The organism is Paraburkholderia fungorum (assembly GCF_046027605.1).
Classification (GTDB): Bacteria; Pseudomonadota; Gammaproteobacteria; order Burkholderiales; family Burkholderiaceae; genus Paraburkholderia; species Paraburkholderia fungorum_F.
The window spans coordinates 420,875-439,959 of record NZ_JAQQEF010000004.1 but is presented as its reverse complement, the minus strand read 5'-3'; the positions used below and the strand labels follow the sequence as shown (position 1 = coordinate 439,959).

Genomic DNA, 19,085 nt, shown 5'->3' with positions numbered 1-19,085 from the left:
ACCCGCCCAACCGCCCAACCGCCCAACCGCCCAACCGCCCAACCGCCCAACCGCCCAACCGCCCAACCGCCCCGTAATATAGACATAATCAAACGGTATTTACGTTTCGATAGTCTGCTTTGTTATGCTTTCGTCCGTTAAAACGCCAGACGAACAAAAAAGGAACAGGATGAAATTTGGCTTGCTGAAGAAGATGCTCGTCGCCGGCCTGATCGGCGCGTCGTTTACTGCCGTCACCGCCCACGCGGACGACCTGCTCGATCAGGTCAAACAACGCGGCACGCTGCGCATCGGCCTCGAAGGCACCTTCCCGCCGTTCAACTCGAAAGCGCCGTCGGGCGAACTGGTCGGCTATGACGTCGACATCGCCAAGGCCGTCGCTGCAAAACTCGGCGTCAAGCCAGAATTCGTCACGACCGAGTGGAGCGGCATCATCGCCGGTTTGCAGGCGGGCAAGTTCGACGTGATCGTCAACCAGGTCGGGATCACGGACGCACGCAAGCAGGCGCTCGACTTCTCGCCGGCGTACACGTACTCGGCCGCGCAGTTGATCCAGCGTAAGGACGACACGCGCCAGTTCAAGTCGCTCGACGATCTGAAGGGCAAGAAGCTCGGCGTCGGTCTGGGCACGAACTACATGGACATGGCGAAGTCGGTGCCGGGCATCGACGTGAAGACGTATCCGGGCGCGCCTGAATACCTGCGCGATCTGGCCGCCGGCCGTCTGGACGCGGCGCTGAACGACCGCCTGATGCTTGCCTATCTGATGAAGAACTCGCAACTGCCGCTGCGCAATGGCGCAACGGTCGGCGCGGGCAACCCGTCGGGGATTCCGTTCAAAAAGGGCAATCCGAAGTTCGCCAAGGCGATCGACGACGCGATGACCCAGCTCGAAGCGGACGGCACGTTCTCGAAGATCTCGGACAAATGGTTCGGCATCGACGTCAGCAAGCCAATCAAGTAATGCCCGCTGGATGAAACGAAGGGCGGCATCTGCAACGATGCCGCCCTTCGCTTTTGCACCGCCGCTTTGCATGGCGCTTCAGGTTGCGCGCCGAGTTGCGGTCCAGATCCCGCTTCGGCCTGCGTTTGAACGCCCGCCGAAATTTATGATGCGCGCTTTGCCGCGCCAACCCTGGCCACCGCTCATGTCCACCACTTCGCTGCTCGTCCAATCGCTTCCCGTGCTCGCACAGGGTGCCGTCCTGACGGTCAAGTTCGCGGTTCTGTCGATGATCTTCGGCCTGCTTGCCGGCGCCGTGCTCGCGGTGATGGGCATCAGCCACAACCGCGTGCTGAAGTGGATCGCACGCGTCTATGTCAGCGTGTTTCGCGGCACGCCGCTGCTGGTGCAGATCTTCGTGATCTATTACGGCTTGCCGAGTCTCGGCATTTCGCTCGACCCGACGCCCGCGGGCGTGATCGCATTGTCGGCGAATGTGGCGGCGTATCTGTCGGAAAGCATGCGCGGCGCGATTCTCGGCATTCACAACGGCCAATGGCTGGCGGCATACAGCCTCGGACTCTCGCGGCGCCAGACGCTGCGCTACGTGATCGCGCCGCAGGCCTTGCGCATCGCCGTGCCGAGTCTGTCGAACAGCTTGATCAGCCTGATCAAGGATACCTCGCTAGTATCGGTGATTACCGTGACCGAACTGCTGCGCAGCGCGCAGGAGATCATCGCGTCGACCTATCAGCCGCTGCCGCTGTACCTCGCGGCAGCCGCGGTCTACTGGGTGCTGTGCCAGGTTCTCGAGTGGGTGCAACACTGGTATGAAAAGCGCCTCGCGCTGCCGGCGCGTCACTGAATGTGCCACTGAGCACGCCACTGAATACGCTACTGAACGCGCCGCTGCCCGCCCCTTCGCTCGCCGCCTAACGGCTGGCGGCTAGCGACGCCGCATCCAGCGACGCGCCGAAGCGCTCAAAGCGCGGTTTGTAGTAGTGATCCGGGTCGAGCGAATACGCGACGTGACGCGTCCGGCCCATCAATTCCTTGCGCGGAAAGAAGCCGAAGTAACGCGAGTCGGCGCTATCGTCGCGGTTGTCACCGAGCATCAGATACTCGCCTTGCGGCACGACCACCGGTCCGAACGAATTGCGCGGGCTCGGCGCCTCGGGCGCAAGGCGCACCGTATGCACGACGCCGTCAAAACGCTCGGTCAGATAGTCGCCCGGGGACGCAGCATCGCCCGGCAGCGGCTTGACGTGCAGCGGCTGATAATCCGCGCGCGCGCCGTTCACGTACAGCACGTTGTCGCGCATGGCGACACTGTCGCCGGGCAAGCCGATCAGACGCTTGACGATCAACTCATGGGCCGCCGAAGAATCGATCGTGACGATATCGCCGCGCCGCGGATCGTGCAGATGCGCGATCGTGATGTGGGTAAGCGGCACGCGCAGATCGTAGGCCATCTTGTCGACGAAGATCCGGTCGCCTTCGCGGATCGTCGGCAACATCGAGCCGCTCGGCACGACGTTCCAGTCGGCCACAGCGCTGCGGAACAACACCATCAGGAACAGAAAGGCGACAAGACTCTTGTTGTCGCGCCACAGTTTTCCAAGCATGCGCATCGCAGGCGGCTCCAATGGAAGGGAAATCGAAAGCTACGGGCGGCGGGCCCTTTTATTCGAGTCCGCGCGCGCGCAAATCGTACCACCGCCGCTCCAGAACCCTCACTCGCCCGCGAACTTAAGCCCCAAGGCAGCGCGCGCGGCATCGGCCATTTCGATCATCTGCAGCGACGTGTCGTGGGACATCAGCGGGCTCTCGATCTGTCCGGCCCGAATCAGCTCGCAAAAATGCGCGGTTTCGTAGTTCAGACCTCCGCCTTCGAACGGCTCGTCGAGTTCGACCACATGACCGTCGGCGTAGCGGATCGTCGCGCGTGCCGGATTCCACCAGGGTTCATGAATCGTGGCATGGCCGCCCTTGGCCATTAGCAACGCGTCGCCCTTGCCGTGCAGATCGAGCCCGCAAAACAGCTGGGCGATGCCACGTTCATGCTGGCTGTTCAGGCTCGCGAACGTATCCACGCCGGTCGAGCCCAGCCGCCCGAGCGTCTGCACCTCACGCGGCGCACCGAGCCAGTCGACCGCGAGAAACATCTCATAGACGCCGATATCGAGCAGCGCGCCGCCCGCATGCTCGAACGACAGCGACGGATGATCGTCCGGCACGCCCGGCACCGAACAGCCGGCGCGCACCAGACCGACCTCGCCGATCGGCTCGGCATCCAGATGCGCGCGCAACTTTCTGTAGAGCGGATAGAACGGCGGCTTCATGGCTTCCATGAAAAGCCGTTGTGCGGCGCGCGCGGCCTCGAGCACACGCTCGAGTTGCGGCTTGTTGATGGTGGCGGGTTTTTCGCACAGTACGTGCAAACCGGCTTGCAGCGCGGCGATCGCGTAATCGGCGTGACTATCCTGGACGGTGGCGATATAAAGCGCGTCGATGCCGCTCGCGAGCAGCGCGTCGAAACTCGCGCACACCTCGCCGCCGAATTCCCCGGCAAAAGCCATGGCCGGTTCGGCACGGCGTGACCACAGCGCGGTGAGCTGCGCGTGCGGCACATGGTTGAGTCCAAGCGCGAAGCGACGGGCAATGCGGCCCGTCCCGACGATCCCCCAGCGAATCACCTCGCCCGAGGAGGTTTCCTGCCTTGCTTCTTGCATTGCGATTGTCATCGTTCCTTCGAGTCCTTGCAGTTCCGAACAGGCGCTATTGTGAAGCAAGCCGCGCATGCCTACGCTGCCATAGTGCCACGCCGTTCGTCCTGCAAGTTCCCTGCCGGAAGACAACCTGGGTCGCCGCCCTGAAAGGCCACACTGAGGCCCCACTCAGGCCCCGCTCGCGGCCACGCTCAGGCCGCGCTCAGCCGCGCGCCGGCGGTGCCGGCGTAATGTCGGTGCCCATCTCTTCCGCGCTGTAGTCGATCATCGCCAGCGAGGCGATTTCCGCCTCCTTCGGATCGCGCCGTTCGATCGCTTCGACCACGCGCTGATGCGTGCCCACCGCCTGCTCCCACGCGCCGTCCTTCTGACTGAGGATCGGATTGACGGTCGACAGCGCGCCGCGAATGATCGCCGCCATCTGCTTGAAGAACTGATTGCCGCTCGCCGCCACGATGCGTTCATGGAACAGTTCGTCGGCTTCCTGATAGCCGGGCTCGCCCGGGCGGATCACGCGGAACGCGTCGAATGCCTCGCGAATCGCCGTGACGTCGGCAGCACTCCCTCGAGCCGCCGCCTGCGCCGAGGCGCGCGGTTCGATCAGGATGCGAAACTCGATCACGTCGCGCAGAAACAGCGGATCGGGTTTCGCGCGAAAACGCCAGTTCACGACGTCCTCGTCGATCATGCGCCAATCGCTCATCGGCCGGATGCGCGTGCCGATCTTCGGCCGCACGTCCAGCATGTCGCGCGCGAGCAGCATCGACAGCGCCTCGCGCATGACGGTGCGGCTGACGTCGAACTCCTTCGACAGCACATCCTGCGGTGGCAGTATGGCGCCGTACTTCTCTTCAACGATGCCGGTCACAAGTCCATCCATGACTTTGCTGACCAGCGAGCGATCCTTGTTTGCCTGTTCCATGACACTCTCCCCGAAGCGGTGTTTGCCCCCGCGTAGCCTGTTGATCAAGCGGCCCTCGTGCGTCGTTGTATCGAGGTGTAGTCGTCTTTTACGATACGTTGCTAGCTTCAAAACAGATGCGCCAGTTGGGAAACTTCCTGAGAGGGTTATCCCTCTGAAGAATTGTTTCGTCCTTGTAACGCCGCATGGTTTGACGGGCCATAAGCTTGCGTCTCAAGCGTGCCTGCGTTCCGAAATTTGCATAGTGCGAAGACGCACGTAGTGAGCCGAATTGTCTGATGCACGCGCCCCTGATGGCTTGAGTCCGGCGCGAAAAGACTAGCGCGACGACGCCACGCGTCCGGTGTCGAGCCGCGGTCGCGATTGAATGGGTGGGACTACGCGGGCGACTAAAAGAAAAGCCGGCGCGCTCACGGCGACCCGGACACCGACGCATAACGCCCGCCAAAAAAGATCAAGGGCGCGTGTTCGTCGAGCGAAAACACCAGCACTTCGCCGACAAACAGCGTGTGATCGCCGCACGGATGCCGGTCCACCACGCGGGCCGCGAAACGGGCAGCGGCGTGTTCGAGCAGCACCACGTCCGGCAAGCCGTCCACCGGCGCGAAACGCGGCGCGAGCCGGCTCTGCGGCTCACCGGCAAAGTGGCGGCTATGCGGTTCCTGGGCGTCGGACAAGACGCTCACGCCGAACAGCGCGCTATTCATCAGACGCTCGTGCGTACGCGCGCGGTGCCCGACCGACACGACGATCAGCGGCGGCTTGAGCGAACCGGACATGAAGGCGTTGGCGGTCATCGCGTGCATCGCGTCGCCGCTGCCGGTCGAGATCACCACCACGCCGGTGGCAAAGCGGCCGAGCGCATGCCGGAAACGGCGCTCGTCGAAACTCGATACGTTCAGCTCCCCCGAGTTCGAGCTTGCCGCATTTACGCCGATCGCAACCGGGCACGCCGCGCCTGAACCGGCCGCACCGCCCACGCTACCCACCACCGGCTCCTGCAACGCCGTGGCCTCAACCACCTGCCGCCTGTCAGCGTGACGTACCCGCGCCTGCATGATCGCTCTCCTGATCTCGCCCGTATTGATCGTCGAAGCGCACGATGTCGTCCTCGCCGAGATAACTGCCTGATTGCACCTCGATCATTTCAAGCGGCGTCTTGCCCGGATTTTCGAGCCGGTGTGTGACGCCGAGCGGAATATACGTCGACTGGTTTTCCGAGAGCAGGAAGCATTCCTCGCCGCGCGTGACACGCGCGGTGCCGCGCACCACGATCCAATGTTCCGCTCGATGATGATGCATCTGCAACGACAGACGCCCACCCGGTTTGACGACGATGCGCTTCACCTGGAAGCGCTCGCCACGTTCGAGCGAATCGTAGAAGCCCCACGGCCGACCGACCTTGCGATGCTCCTCCGCCTCCGTGCCGTGCTCCAGCTTCAGCCGGCTGACGATCGCCTTGACGTCCTGCACGCGATCTTTCGCGGCGACCAGCACCGCGTCGGCGGTCTCGACCACCACCACGCCGCTCACGCCGACACACGCGACGAGCCGGCCCTCGGAATGCGCGAAGCTGTCGTTCGAATCCTCGAACATCACGCGGCCGCGCGCGACGTTGCCGCAAGCGTCCTTATCGGACGCCTCCCATACCGAATCCCAGGCACCTACGTCGGACCACCCCGCGACCAGCGGCACCGCGACGCCGACGAGACGCGCGTCGGTGGCAAGACGCTCCATCACCGCGTAATCGATCGAATCGGAAGGACACGCGGCGAACGCCTCGCGCGCGAGATGGAGCGCGCCGCCGCCATCCAGCGTGGCATGCTCGAAAGCCTCCGCGCAGGCGGCCGCGATCAGAGGCCGGCATAGCGCGATGGCCGCGAGCCAGACCGATGCACGCACCACGAACATGCCGCTGTTCCACCAGTACTCACCGGAGCTGGCGTAGCGTTCGGCAAGTTCCGCATCTGGTTTCTCGACGAAGCGTTCGATCGCGCGGGCCCCGTGCGCGCCAAGCGCCATTCCCGTGCGGATATAGCCATAGCCGGTTTCCGCGCGCTGCGGCGGCACGCCGAGCGTCACGATCGCACCGCGCGCCGCGTGAGAAACCGCTTCGGCGAGCGCCGCGCCGAAAGCCGCATGATCGTCGATCAGATGATCCGCGGGCAACGCGACGATGACTGGATCGTCGCCGTCCGCGGCTGCCGCGCGTGCGGCCAACGCCGCCACGGTCAGCGCCGGCGCGGTATTGCGCGGCACCGGTTCGAGCACCATGCGCGTCGGCCGGCCGCATTGTTCGAGACGTTCGAGCGTTTGCAGCCGCAGATCCTCGCAACACACCACCAGCGGCGTGGCCGTGCCCGGCGCCGTGCCAGCCGGCCGCCCTGACGCCGTCGCGCCATACCCGGTCGTGGCCAATGCAAGATCGAGCCGGCGCAAGGTTGCTTCGAGCAGCGACTCGTCGCCCATCAGGCCGATCAGTTGTTTGGGATTGCGTTCGCGCGACAACGGCCATAGCCGCGTGCCGGAGCCGCCCGCGAGAATCACCGGCTGGACGGACACACGCGTGGCCGCTTCGGTGACACCCGTGGTCGACACGCACGGATTGCCTGGTTCAACGATACGATTCATTGTGCGACCCCCGTCAGTGTTCAATCTGGTCTGTTGTGCATTCTTTATGTGATGCGCGTGATGCGTGTGATGCCCCCGGCAGCGGTCAGTCGAAACAGCACGCGGCAACCGGTTTGCGCGCGATGAAGTGAAACCACCACGCGTCGCTGCTTTCCACCTCGTCGGCAATGCGGTTGCCCTGGCAACTACCGAACACCGCGCTGCTCTGAAAACCGGTCTGCGCGAGTTGACGGCGCTGCTCACGCAGCGTCGTATAGACGATCACAATGCCGAAGTTGTGCGCCGCCGCCGTCTTCACTGCATAGCCGCCGTAGTCGTGATTCAGCTTCACGTTGCGCAAATAGTTCAGCATGCCGAGCTGAAAACGCCGCATCGAGCGCAGCGTGCGCCAGCCGAGCTTGAGCGGATTGAAGCTGAAGTGCGGCAGCAATTGCCAGATGTTCTCGCGGTAGCCGGGGCCGCCGCGGTTGTGCGATGAAAACAGCACATAGCCGCCGGGCCGCACCAGCCGGTACATTTCGCTGAGAATCTTCGCGCGATCGTCGTAGTCCACGCAGTCGATACCGTTCCAGCTGAACTGCGCCAGCCCGTAATGTCCGGACGGCAACGCCGACATGTCGCGTGCATCCATATGCCGCAAGTCGAGTGCGGGATAGCGCGACTGCGCGATCTCCAGCAGTTTCAGCGTGTAATCGACGCCCGTGTAGTCGCTCGAGATCGACGTCATCAGCGGGATCGTGCGTCCGGTGCCCACGCCGATATCGAGCAACGGTTCACCGGTGCAGCGCGGCGCGAGCCACTCGAACGCGGCCTGCTCGCCCGGGTCCGAGTAGGTTTTATCGAGCGTGAAAACGCGGGTGGCATCGGGTGAATTCCACGCCATACGATTGATGCGGTCCAACTCGGATTGACTGTTCATCGCCATGCTCCATCGAAGGGGAAGCGCGCCGGAACAACTTAACGCGGACATTACGCTTCCCCTGATAGACGAAGCGCGCGCACTCGTTTTAGAAGCCACTGCATGGTGCGTGCATGCCGCCAGTCGAGCCGCGAGCGGAACGGGCCGCCGGCAACCGATGACTCGGACTGACGGGTTTCGTTGAACGTGTTATGGAAAAATTCCTCGAAAGACGACATCACGTTTTCCTGCGCGCGTGACGAGAGAATCGCGTGATCGGTGCGCTCGCAGAAGGCCACGTCAATCCGTTCATACCGCCGCAGCCGCCCACCCCGCGCACCGAAGTAGCGTTCGAGCTCCTCGACGCCCTCATCGAGCACGCCGTACAGGAGACGCGTATCGACGCCTCGCGCATGCAGCGCGTTGAAGAGGCGCCGCACGTCCTTCGGCCCCAATTGAATGCCGCTGATGCGTTCGATCCGGTCGGCGAGCGTCGCGCCGAATCGGGCCGCGAAGCGTGCCGCCAGTTCGCGCGCGACCGGCAGGCCGCCCGACTGCCCGCGCACGACGCGAAGCCATTTGCGCGGCTGACACATCGAGCGCAGATAAGTGCGCGTCGAACCGAATGTCGCGACGGGGACAGCCGGCTTGCCGTGTTCATCGCAGATGTTGTGCCACGTGAACTTCTGCAAATTGACCAGCACGGCGCCGATCACCGCCGGTTCACGCGACGCCGCATGGAGGCCGACGAACGCGCCCGCGCAGATGCCGAGCAGCACCGCGCCGCGATGTCCTTGCGCGGTCAGCCAACGCGCCGCGCATGCGGCGTCGTCGACACCTGCCTGCGCATACAGCGCATCGAGACTCAACCTATCCAGCGACGGCTGGCTGTCGCCGAGGCCGCCGAGATCGACACGCAGCGACGCAATCCCTTGCCGTGCGAGTCGCCGCGCGAAGCGCACGCCGAGCCGCGCATTGCCGATCCGCGACACGGCGCCGGTATTCAGCAACAGCGCCGCGGGCGCGGCCGCAGCGTGTGATGCGGGCACGCAATAGATGCCGAACATCCTGCCGCCTTCGAGCCACACCGGCGTTTCGATCACGCCCGGCTCGACGAGGTGGCCGGTGGTGTGATCAACCGTGTGCTCAGCAGGTGGCGCGGCATGAGCGTGAGCGTCACTGTCCGCAGCCTGATGCTCACGCGGAGCCGGATGGTCGGCGGTGCATGCCAGCCAATCCTCGATCGACCGGAACGCCGCCTGCGGAATCTCGCTATCGAGCGACTCCATCATGAACTTGCCGTATTCGTCGAACGACTGCCGTTCCACTTGCACGCCTTGTTCACGATAGTGAGCAACGAGCGCATCGAGCCGCGCGGGGTCCAGCGAATCGAGCACCAGCACACGTTTGGCCGGCCGCGCGGCATCGCGCCGCAGATCGACTGCGCGCAAGCTCTCCAGCGTGTCGCCATAGAGGCGAAAGCCGTACGCTTCGACGAATGCATCGGTATCGGGCTCGGCTTCGCAGTCCATCGCGGCCGGCATCAACAACCACTTGCGATAGTGCGCGCGCAACTCGCGCTGATAGTTCTTGCCCGACAAAACCGGTGCCAGCAGCACCAGTCCATCCACGCCGCCGAGTTCCTGAGCGGCCAGCGCCGCGAGCATGCCGCCGAGCCGCAGCCCGCACAGCGTCACGCGTTCAACACCGGTCGTTTCCCGCAGCAGCGCCACAGCCTGCTTGATGCTGTCGATCCACGCGCGCCAGCGGCCGGGCTCGCTCGCCTCTCCCGCCGCATCGCCGGTGCTGGAGTAGTCGAACCGCAGGACCGGCATGCCGCGCGCGGCAAGCCGTTCGGCCAGCCGCCGCATGCCGCGATAAGTGCACAGTGCGTCGTACCCGAACGGGGCACACAGCACCACGCCACTCGACCCTTTTGCCGGATGCAACCATCCGAACCGGCCATCGAACAGTACTGGCCTCACACTAAGCTCCTCACCGGGACAACTCCGCTTTCGATCACTACAACAAACGCCGCCGGGTTCATCTGTACGCCCTGCCACATTAGGTCGGACTCCGATACTTACGCGGTGTGACGACCTACACGCCGTGACGGCCGATTCAATTCAAATCGACGTACCGTTCAATTGCCGTGCGGCGCGCGTAACGCAAAGGTCGACCGGGTAGCGAGCAGCACGTGATAGAAAAAGCGCGCCCGCAGCCGCTCGCGCATCGGGTAATACCGCGACAGCAGTACACGCCAGGCGGCGGCCGCTTCACCGGCGCGCGCATAAGCCGATGCGGCGCGCGGCGCGACGCGGCGCAGCGCGTCATCGCGCGCGGCCTGCGCGGCCGCGGGCACGCTGCTCGCGCGCAATTGCGCGAACGCATGCATGGCCGGCAACGCGTGGCTCGATATCGACAGCGCGGTCTCGCGCGACACCGACACGAACTCATCGACGAAACAGATCGCGACGGCGTCGACACTGAGCCGCAAGCCGAAATCGAAATCGCATGCTTCGCCGACTTCAGCGGCCGCGCGGTACGCAATCCGGCGCGCGGCCAGGGTATCCACCAGATAGCCGTTGTTCGGGAACATCTGGTCGATGCCCGCCAGCGCCGGCACCGGCAACCGCCCGGCGCGTTCAGGCACCCGCAGATAATCGTGATTCAGACGTTCGGTGGCCTGCGGCCGCGGCGTGCCATCGTCGGCGATGACGCGCTGTTTGCCGAACGCGGCGGTCAACTCGGGATACGCGTGCCAGCATGCGTCGAGACGGCTCAGCGCGTTTGGCTCGAGCAGATCGTCGTCGTGCAGCAGCACGAGGCGAGCGCCCTGTGCGCGCGCGAACAACCGGTTCACGTTCGCCGCCTGTCCTAGCCGCGGTGTATTGCGTTCATAGCGGATCGGGATCGGCCGCGTGCTGCGCAAGCGGCAACGCTCCACCACCTGGCGCGCGCTGTCGTCACTCGAATCGTCACCGATCACGATTTCAAATTCGCCGTACGTCTGCGCATGACAGCTGTCGATGGCCTGTTCAAGCAACGCAGGCCGATTGCAGGTCGGAATGCAGATGGAGATCAGACGCGCGGCTGCCCCACTGCCGCGCTTGAGGCCGGCCTCGTTCGTGGTCTGAATCATGGGTGCTCCGAAAACCGTAACGGATTTCATTTGACCCTGCCGGAGCGCGAATATCTGTACGGCCACCCACACATGCGCCGAGGGCGAAGGCGCAATATCAAGGCTTACGGGAGGCCGGCGTCATTGTTTCAAACGCGCTGCTGGGTGCGGCGACGCACCGACAGCATTCATGATCGACTCCATCATCGAATGACTTCACCCGCCGGATAGCGCACCATGGAAAGAAGTATCGTCAAGAACATCTTCATCAATTTTGCAGGAGCCATCGCTCCGACCTTCGTCTCCCTCGTCACCGTCCCCGCCTATATTCACCTGATGGGTGTCGAGCGCTACGGGGTCATCAATCTGGTGTGGACGCTCATCGGCTACTTCAGCGTGCTCGATCTCGGCACGAGTCTCGCCACCGAAAATCAGATTTCCAAGGCGCGCGCCGCCAATGACGACTCGATCGAGCTCATCTTCTGGAGCGCGTGGTTCATGAATCTGGGCACCGGCATCGTAGGCGGACTACTGGTGTACCTCGGCACGTTCCTCTACATCACGCACGGCGTGAAGATCGAGCCCGCCTTTCAGCGCGAAGTCATGGCGAGCCTGCCGTGGATCGCGGTGGCCGTGCCGATCGCGAACGTCTCGTGGGTGTTTGCCGGCGCCATCAACGGCGTGGAACGCTTCACCAGCTTCAATATCAACCAGACGCTGGGCACCGCGCTATTCCAGTTGCTGCCGCTCGCGGCGATCTTCTGCTTTTCGCCCTCGCTCGCGGTGGTGATTCCCGCCGCGGTGGTGGCGCGTCTGCTGGCCGGCGTGCTGCTCGGCGCGGCGGCATTTCGCGCAATCGGCATTCGTCGCGTGCGGATGCCGCAGTGGCGCGTGATGGCCGAGCTGTTTCGCTACGGGCGCTGGATGTTGATGTTCTCGGGCGCCAACATGATTGCGTCGACCCTCGACCGGGTGCTGGTGGGTGCGCTGCTCGGCGCGCGCTTCGTCACCTACTATGCGACCCCGCAGAACCTCATCACGCGTCTGAATCTGCTGCCGATCGCGATGGTGCGCACACTGTTCCCGCGCCTGTCCGCCGTTTCGCGCGCCGACGCCGATGCGCTTGCGCACAGCTCCCTCGCTTTTCTGAACGGTGCCTTCACGCCGTGCGTGATCGTCGCGTTGTTCGCGCTCAAGCCGTTTCTGACGCTATGGCTCGGGCCGACGGTCGCGGCCGCGGCTCCCGTCGCCAGCGTGCTCGTGCTGGGTGTCTGGCTAAGCGGCCAATCGGGCATTCTGGGGATTCTGATTCAGGCGCAGACCAATCCCGCTTATATCGCGGGCGTGAGCTGGCTCCAGTTGCCGGTGTTCGCCGGCGCGCTGTGGTGCGGGATTCACTGGTTCGGGATCATGGGCGCGGGCGTCGTCGTCGTGATGAAGTCGCTGTTCGACTATGCGATGCTGCTGTTTTTCGCGCGACTGCATGTCTGGACCATCGTGCGCAATATGCTGGCCCACCTCGCTTTCCTGGTCGTCGCGGTGGTGCTCGCCGACTCGATCACCGCGTTGCCGACGTTGATCGCCGCGGCGCTTGTGATGGCGGCGGCGAATCTCGGGATGTCACTGCATGGGTCCAGCGAACTCAGGGGCGTCGTGTATAAGCTCTGGACGCGGCTGACGTTGTCGACAAGTTAGTTGGGCGGCAGAAGCGGGTCTGACTTCAGGCCCGCTTTACCGCTTCGCTTTACCTCTTCAGCTGTACCTCTTCGCTTTACCTCTTGCTTCTCCACACGCCTTTTCGCGACCTCTTCAACGCCTGTTTTGCCGGCGTTTTCCCTTCCTCACTTCACCGCCTCTCCACGCGCCGCTCAACGACTTCTTCACAGTATCTTCAACGCCGGTTCACCGATGTTCCCCGGCTTCTTACCTCATCTCGCCGTCCGCCCCTCACATCGTCGTCTTCTGTGAAATAGCATCCGGCACGGCAATTTCAGGCGTAGCCAGACTGGCCGTGGAGATCGTGGCAAAGCGGCGCGGCTGGCGGCTCGCGAGCGCGCGCTCATAGACCGACAAATAATCGTCGCTCACGCGTTGCACATTGAATCGCTCGCAGTTCCTCCGCGAGCGCGCCATCAGCATGGCACGGGCCACCCGATCGGTCAGCAGCACGCCAAGCGCCTCCGCCAGTTCCACCGGATTCGCGGGCGGCACCAGCAGTCCGGCTTCGCCGTCATCGAGCATCTCCGGAATGCCGCCCACCCGGGTCCCGACGATCGCGCGTCCGGTCTCGCGGGCTTCGCACAACACCAGCGCCCCCGACTCGGAATGCGAAGGCAGCGTGAAAACATCGGCCTGAGCAAGATAGCCCCGCGGATCGGCAACGAAGCCCGTAAAGTGCGCATGTTCCGCCACCCCGAGTTGCTGGGCCAACGCTTCCATCGCGGCACGATCGGGCCCATCGCCGACGAGATAAAGCACCGCGTCGGGCACACGCTTGCGCAGCAGCGCGAAAGCGTGCAGCAAATCGCCGATCCCCTTGCGTTCGTACATGCCCGCCACCGTGACAACGCATGGATGAGCCAACCGCGGTTCATCGGAAACCGGTGTGTGGGCCAGGCGCGGCGTGCCGATCGTACCGTTACCGATCACGCCAAGGCGTGCCCGTGGTATGCCGCGTCGCGCCATCGCGATCGCCACGGCTTCGCTGACCGCCACGACGCGGTCGCCCACACGCATCAGCGTCGCGCTTTTCTGGAATTCGTTGTGCACGGTGGTGACGAGCACGAAACGCCGCTGCAAGGAACTGAAGCGCGCGATCAGCGCGCCGGTGATCATGTGCGCATGCACGACGTCGGGGTCGAGCTTCGCGATCAGCCGGTTGAAGCCTGCCGCCATGGCGGGCAGGCGCGAGGGCCGCGGCGATTGCGCGAGCAACACGTGACGCACGCCTTCGCGCGCCAGCAACGCTTCGTGTCCACCGCCCGCCGACGCCACTGTCACGTCGTGGCCGGCACGCGCCTGCATGCAGGCAAGGTCGACCATCATATTGACGATGCCGTTGCCGACGTTCTGCGCATGATTGGCGAGGTGAATGATTTTCATGGTGTCTGTGCAGTATCCATTGAGTGAGGCGCGGCAAGCGCGAGGGGCGCCGTCGGTGGCGTGAAGCGATACATGAGTGCTTTGCCGTGCGCGTCTTCCTCGACCAGCACGAGGTATTCGCCCGAGGCGAGACGGTGGGCGGTCAGCGGCATCGGCACGTCGATCCAGCCGCTGGTCGAGCCGACTTCCTTGCCCGGTTCGAGCCGGCCGACATCGCGCCCGGTGGCGCGCTCGTAGACGCGCACGATCGCGCTGCGGGTTTCGATGGCGAAGACGTAGTCGCCCGCCACCGCGAAGCCGCTGATCGACGACCAGTCGGGCGCGCCGCGATCGGGCAAGCCGATGATGTAGCGCAGCACCGGCTTGCCGCTCTTCCAGTGGTCGTAGCGGGCCAGTTGCGAACCCGCGCTATTCCAGTTGTCCTGAACGAATGGATGCGCCGGTGTCGAGCCGGAGACGAACATCGTGTCGTCGGCGGGAAAGTAGTTCAGCCGCGCGATCCGGTTGAACGGCGCGGGCGGCGGATACTCATGCATCGCGGCGTAGCGGTAGACCGGATTGCCGACGCGGTCGAAGCCTTGCAACGGAAACGAGCGGATCCCCTGCGAGTCGGTGCCTTGCCAGATATCGCCGTGGCTGTCGACCCACCACGCACGCATCGGCGGTGCGTCGATGCTGCCGGTGTTCTGATCGAACGCACTGGCGGAGAAGTCGCCCTTGCCGGTCAGGTCGCGCCAGATCCATTCGCCTTGCGCTGGCTGGTTGGGTGGCCACGCACCATCGATGCGCGAACGCGCGAAGAGGCCCGAAGGAATCGCCGTCTCGCGATCGGCGGTAAAGCGGTAGATGCGCAGAAACGACGAATACATGTCCGTCGTATAGAGCAGCCGGTGCCCTTGAACGTCGCGCACGAGCGGCATGCCGCGCTGGCCGCCCAGGTACAGATGAAAGTATGGATCGTACGGATAGCGGAAACGGTCGGCGGTGTAACCGGCGTACGACCACTCCTCACCGACCGGGCGCGTCAGGTCGAGCGCGAAGCGCTTGCTGCCGCTATAGACCGAGGGCGGCTCGCCGTCGACGAACTGCGCCCCATCGACGAATAACAGCCCTTGCAGGCTGAAGCGCTGCGCACCGTCGGGCGCATAGCTCTCGATCAGCGCACCGTCGTAGGTGCTCGCGCCCGTGCCGATCGGACGCGGTCCCGCGCCGTTCATCGACACATAGAGGTTGCCCGCGCGGTCCACCCCGACACCGGTCAATCCATTGAAGCGCCGTGGCCCCGGCGCACCGGCGCGGCCCGCATAAATGCCGCCCGCTTCGCCGAAACTCCCCGAGAGTTGCATGCCCGCTCCGGGCGCTGCTGTGCCCGACGCCGCGACGCCGGCCGGATTCGCCGTGAAAATCAGGATCTGCTGGCGCGCGCCGTTGTCGGCGATCAGCAGCCGTCCGCGGGTGTCGACGGTCAGATCCGCGGGCACCACGCCTCGCGGCAACGCAAGCTCGCCCAAACGTGCGCCATTGCGCGCGCGATGAACCACACGCTCAGCGCCGCCGGTGCGGCTGTTCTCGACGATCCACAGCGAACCATCGGGTGCAAGCGCGAGGCGGCCCGGTTCGTGAACCGGAAAACTACCGACTGCCTGCATGGTTTGCGCGTCGAAAATCTGCACGCGGTTGTCGTGCTGATTCGACACGAAGAGCCGGGTCTCGTCTGCTGCGAGCCCACGGATCGCGTAATCGTCCTTGCTCGAAAAAGTCGACACCAGCAGAAACGCCAGACGGCGGCTGCCCACCAGATTCACCTGACCGGCGAACGGCACGCCGTCGCGGATATCGGCGCGGCTGCGGCGCGCCACGCCGCTCCACTGCTCGCCCTCGCGCGGCATGCGCCGATGTTGGGTCATCTCGTTGCCGAGACTGACGACCGTTTGCGCGACGAACACGTATTCGTCGTTCACGGCGATCGCGTCGCCGCCCATCATGCCCCAGCCGTGCGAATCGCCGCCGTGGCGAACCAGCTGACCGTTACGGTACTGACCGATCTCGCCGCCGCCTTCGTCCCAGGGCGCATTCGTGAAGACGTCGCCCTCCGGCGTGACAGCGAGCGCCTGCACGTCGATCTGCACCCAGCGATGATCCGCGTAGCCCCACGTGTTGCCGATCCACGACGTGCGGTACGACAGCGACGGATGCGCGGCGACGGCCTGCGCTTCGGCAGCAGGCTTGCTCGTCGCCGCCACGAAGTTCGCGCCCGGCTCGGCGCGGCTCATTTGCGCGGGCCCGAGCGTGGTGCCGCCGCCCGGTCCGCTCGCCGCGATCAGCACGAGTACCGGCAGCGCCACAGCGGCGGCACAGACGAGCCGTTCGAAGGTTGTGCGTGCAATGCGTCGCATGATCTTTACGCGTCAGAACACGTCGATCGCTTCGCGGTAGATTTTCGCGACCTGCGCGGCCACTACCGGCCGGTCGAAATGCTGCCGGGCATACGCGCGGCACGCCTGCGAGTCCGGCACCGCGCGCCGGCCAAGCAGCACATCGGCAATGCCGTCGCCGATCGCGTTGAAGCCGCCCGAGGGCAGCACCAGTCCGGCGGAAAGCGGCGCGACCGCTTCCGGCAGACCGCCCACCGGCGTGACCAGCACGGGGGTGCCGGCCGCGAGCGATTCGATCGTCGTGAGCCCGAAGCCTTCGAGCGACACCGTCGGCACCACCGACAGATCGGCGGCGCGATACCAGAGCGGCACCGTGTCGTCGGCCACATAGCCGACGAGCCGCACATGACGGTCGAGTCCGCGCGCGACGATACGCGCCTGCAATTGCGTCGCCAGCGGCCCTTTGCCGGCGATCATCAGGAGTACGTCGGGCAGCACGGGCTTGACGGCGGCGATCGCGTCGATCAGGTCTTCGAGTCCCATGCGCGAAACCAGCCGCCGCATGCAAAACACCAGCGGCCGGTCCAGCGGCAAACCGAGCCGCTCGCGGGCGCGCCGCTGCGTCACGCGGGTGTCGAATTGCGCGACGTCGACGCAGCCGGGCACGATCCGGATGCGCTCGTCACGCACGCCATACGTCTCGCGCAGAATCCTCCCGAACGCCTGCGAAAGCACGATATGACGCGTGCCGCCCTGATAGACGAAACGCTCGAGCGCGAGCCGCATCGCGCGCGCCCAGCCGCCACCGCCGCCCGGATAGGATTCGGCCGCCCATGGCCCGTGAAAATGCACGACCTTCGGCACGCTTCTGAACAGGCCCGCGGTGGGCGCCGCATAGAGCGCGAAATGGGTGGCGACGACGTCGGGCATCCGCGCCGCCCGCAGCGCACGCGACTGCCTGCGCGAGCCCCACAGACGCGCCCCGAGCGGCGCCTGCGCGCCGGCGAACGCCAGCACGCTGCCCCCCGATGCGTCGAACACGCCGGGCGTGCCCGCCACCATCCCGCGGACATTGACGCCCTGCGCCGGCAGCGTATCGATCAACGCCTTGAACATGCGGTCGAGCCCGCCTGGCCGCTCGTTGAACCAGTGCATGCCGATTTGCAGCGAATCGATCGGCGCGCTCATAGCTCCGCCGATGCGGTCGCACAGCCAGCCGGCAACGATTGCGCCGTGCGCCGCGCGTGCACCTGCTCATAGACCGACAGATAACGCTCCGCCATGGCCTGCCAGCTCAAGGTCCGCGCGACTTCGCGCGCCGCCTGCCCGAGGCGGCGTGCGTAGGCGCGATCGCTCGCGAGACGTTCGATCGCCGCGGCGAGCGCGGCCTGATCGTTGGGATCGTCGAGCACGATGCCGCTTCTGGACGTAATCACTTCAGCGCCGCCCGCGGTACGCACGGTAATGACCGGCAATCCCGCGGCCAGCGCTTCGAGCAGCACCAGTCCCATTGGTTCGTAACGCGAGGGAAACACGAACGCATCGACTGAACGCATCAGCGCGGGCATGTCCTTCACCAGGTCCGTGAAGTGGACCCGCCCCGTCAACTCGAGCGAGGCCACCAGCGCCGGATAGGGACTGTTGTGCAGAATCCCCGCGACCGCCAGATGCACGTCGGCCGAGGTGTGTACGAGCGCGTGCAGCACGGTGTCGAGATTCTTGCGCGACATGCGCAAGTCGCCGGCGAACAGCAGCATGAAGGGCGCCGCCGGCAGACCGAAGCGGGCCCGCTCGGACGCACCCGGTGCGAACTCGTCGACATCGACGCCGTTGTGAATTACTTGCAACTGCGCCGGGCCGGCGCCCAGCGCGCGCACTTCGGCGGCGACCGTATGCGACACCGGCACGATGACCTCCGCATGCCGGAAGGCCCATTTCTCGCAGCCGATATTGAGCAGCGTGTAGAGGACCTGATACGCATCGTAGACACCGCGCAACAGGCGGAACGGATAGAAACCGCAGCGATACCAGCCGTCGTGAACGAAATGCGCCGCATTGACATCGGCGCGCGCCCACGCGATGAAACCGTTCACGTGAATCACATCGAACGCCTGACGATGCGCACGAATCCACGCGCCGCAACGCCATGCGAACAGCTGATACTGGACGAGTTTGGTCGGCAGCCGGCTTTCAGCGATCCGCACGAAGCGCACACCGGGGTGCTGCACCAGCTCGGGGGCCGCCTCGGCGGCGAGCAGGGTCACCGAATGACCCGCCGCGAGCGCTGCGAGCACGATCTCGTAGTTGACGCGTCCTTGCCCATCGTTCTTGCGCACGACATGGGTGACGATCAAAATCCGCATC

The 19,085-nt window shown here is 64.9% G+C and carries 15 protein-coding genes; 3 read left to right on the top strand and 12 right to left on the bottom strand.

All coding sequences use genetic code 11. From position 1 onward, the window contains the following. Positions 1 to 169 precede the first annotated feature (169 nt). Positions 170 to 964, top strand: coding sequence for a cystine ABC transporter substrate-binding protein (locus tag PQR53_RS10460; RefSeq protein ID WP_408452819.1), 795 nt, complete (start codon positions 170 to 172; stop codon positions 962 to 964). Between the two features lie 184 nt (positions 965 to 1,148). Beyond that, entirely contained in the window at positions 1,149 to 1,808 is a 660-nt protein-coding gene (locus PQR53_RS10455) for an amino acid ABC transporter permease (RefSeq protein ID WP_408452816.1), read from the top strand. A gap of 67 nt (positions 1,809 to 1,875) precedes the next feature. Here PQR53_RS10455 and lepB read toward each other — a convergent pair whose 3' ends face one another. From lepB to PQR53_RS10415, 8 genes are all read right to left on the bottom strand, one after another. Then, positions 1,876 to 2,574, bottom strand: a complete 699-nt coding sequence (lepB, locus tag PQR53_RS10450; RefSeq protein ID WP_408452813.1) for a signal peptidase I — start codon at positions 2,572 to 2,574, stop codon at positions 1,876 to 1,878. Positions 2,575 to 2,676: 102 nt separating this feature from the next. Next, the gene (locus PQR53_RS10445; protein ID WP_408452810.1) at positions 2,677 to 3,675 is read right to left on the bottom strand and encodes a Gfo/Idh/MocA family protein; all 999 of its coding nucleotides are present in this window, start codon (positions 3,673 to 3,675) and stop codon (positions 2,677 to 2,679) included. Positions 3,676 to 3,874: 199 nt separating this feature from the next. Continuing rightward, the gene (locus PQR53_RS10440; protein WP_408452807.1) at positions 3,875 to 4,594 is read right to left on the bottom strand and encodes a FadR/GntR family transcriptional regulator; all 720 of its coding nucleotides are present in this window, start codon (positions 4,592 to 4,594) and stop codon (positions 3,875 to 3,877) included. 410 nt (positions 4,595 to 5,004) lie between these two features. After that, positions 5,005 to 5,652: a flavin reductase family protein gene (locus tag PQR53_RS10435; RefSeq protein WP_408452804.1), complete on the bottom strand. Its 648-nt coding sequence runs from the start codon at positions 5,650 to 5,652 to the stop codon at positions 5,005 to 5,007. Beyond that, positions 5,627 to 7,225, bottom strand: a complete 1,599-nt coding sequence (locus PQR53_RS10430; protein ID WP_408452802.1) for a mannose-1-phosphate guanylyltransferase/mannose-6-phosphate isomerase — start codon at positions 7,223 to 7,225, stop codon at positions 5,627 to 5,629. Before PQR53_RS10430 ends, PQR53_RS10435 begins: the two co-directional genes overlap by 26 nt. 85 nt (positions 7,226 to 7,310) lie before the next feature. Beyond that, entirely contained in the window at positions 7,311 to 8,144 is an 834-nt protein-coding gene (locus PQR53_RS10425) for a class I SAM-dependent methyltransferase (protein ID WP_408452799.1), read from the bottom strand. Between the two features lie 50 nt (positions 8,145 to 8,194). Beyond that, on the bottom strand, positions 8,195 to 10,108 hold the full coding sequence (locus tag PQR53_RS10420; RefSeq protein ID WP_408452796.1) for a serine aminopeptidase domain-containing protein: 1,914 nt from the start codon (positions 10,106 to 10,108) through the stop codon (positions 8,195 to 8,197). A 158-nt stretch (positions 10,109 to 10,266) separates the two neighbouring features. Further along, the gene (locus tag PQR53_RS10415; protein WP_408452793.1) at positions 10,267 to 11,265 is read right to left on the bottom strand and encodes a glycosyltransferase family 2 protein; all 999 of its coding nucleotides are present in this window, start codon (positions 11,263 to 11,265) and stop codon (positions 10,267 to 10,269) included. 216 nt (positions 11,266 to 11,481) lie between these two features. Here PQR53_RS10415 and PQR53_RS10410 point away from each other — a divergent pair, with 216 nt between their 5' ends. Continuing rightward, positions 11,482 to 12,939 (top strand): oligosaccharide flippase family protein, encoded by a 1,458-nt coding sequence (locus tag PQR53_RS10410; protein WP_408452790.1) that lies wholly within the window; start codon positions 11,482 to 11,484, stop codon positions 12,937 to 12,939. A gap of 252 nt (positions 12,940 to 13,191) precedes the next feature. Here the strand turns inward: PQR53_RS10410 and PQR53_RS10405 are convergent, their stop codons facing one another. Genes PQR53_RS10405 through PQR53_RS10390 form a run of 4 tightly spaced genes read right to left on the bottom strand, consistent with a single transcriptional unit; the run spans position 13,192 to position 19,084 of the window. Continuing rightward, on the bottom strand, positions 13,192 to 14,346 hold the full coding sequence (locus PQR53_RS10405; RefSeq protein ID WP_408452788.1) for a glycosyltransferase family 4 protein: 1,155 nt from the start codon (positions 14,344 to 14,346) through the stop codon (positions 13,192 to 13,194). Next, positions 14,343 to 16,742, bottom strand: a complete 2,400-nt coding sequence (locus tag PQR53_RS10400) for an NHL repeat-containing protein (RefSeq protein WP_408452785.1) — start codon at positions 16,740 to 16,742, stop codon at positions 14,343 to 14,345. The genes PQR53_RS10405 and PQR53_RS10400 overlap by 4 nt, the downstream gene beginning before the upstream one ends. Before the next feature lie 12 nt (positions 16,743 to 16,754). Further along, positions 16,755 to 17,909, bottom strand: a complete 1,155-nt coding sequence (locus PQR53_RS10395; protein WP_408452782.1) for a glycosyltransferase family 4 protein — start codon at positions 17,907 to 17,909, stop codon at positions 16,755 to 16,757. After that, positions 17,906 to 19,084 (bottom strand): glycosyltransferase family 4 protein, encoded by a 1,179-nt coding sequence (locus PQR53_RS10390; protein ID WP_408452779.1) that lies wholly within the window; start codon positions 19,082 to 19,084, stop codon positions 17,906 to 17,908. Before PQR53_RS10390 ends, PQR53_RS10395 begins: the two co-directional genes overlap by 4 nt. Position 19,085 lies beyond the last annotated feature (1 nt).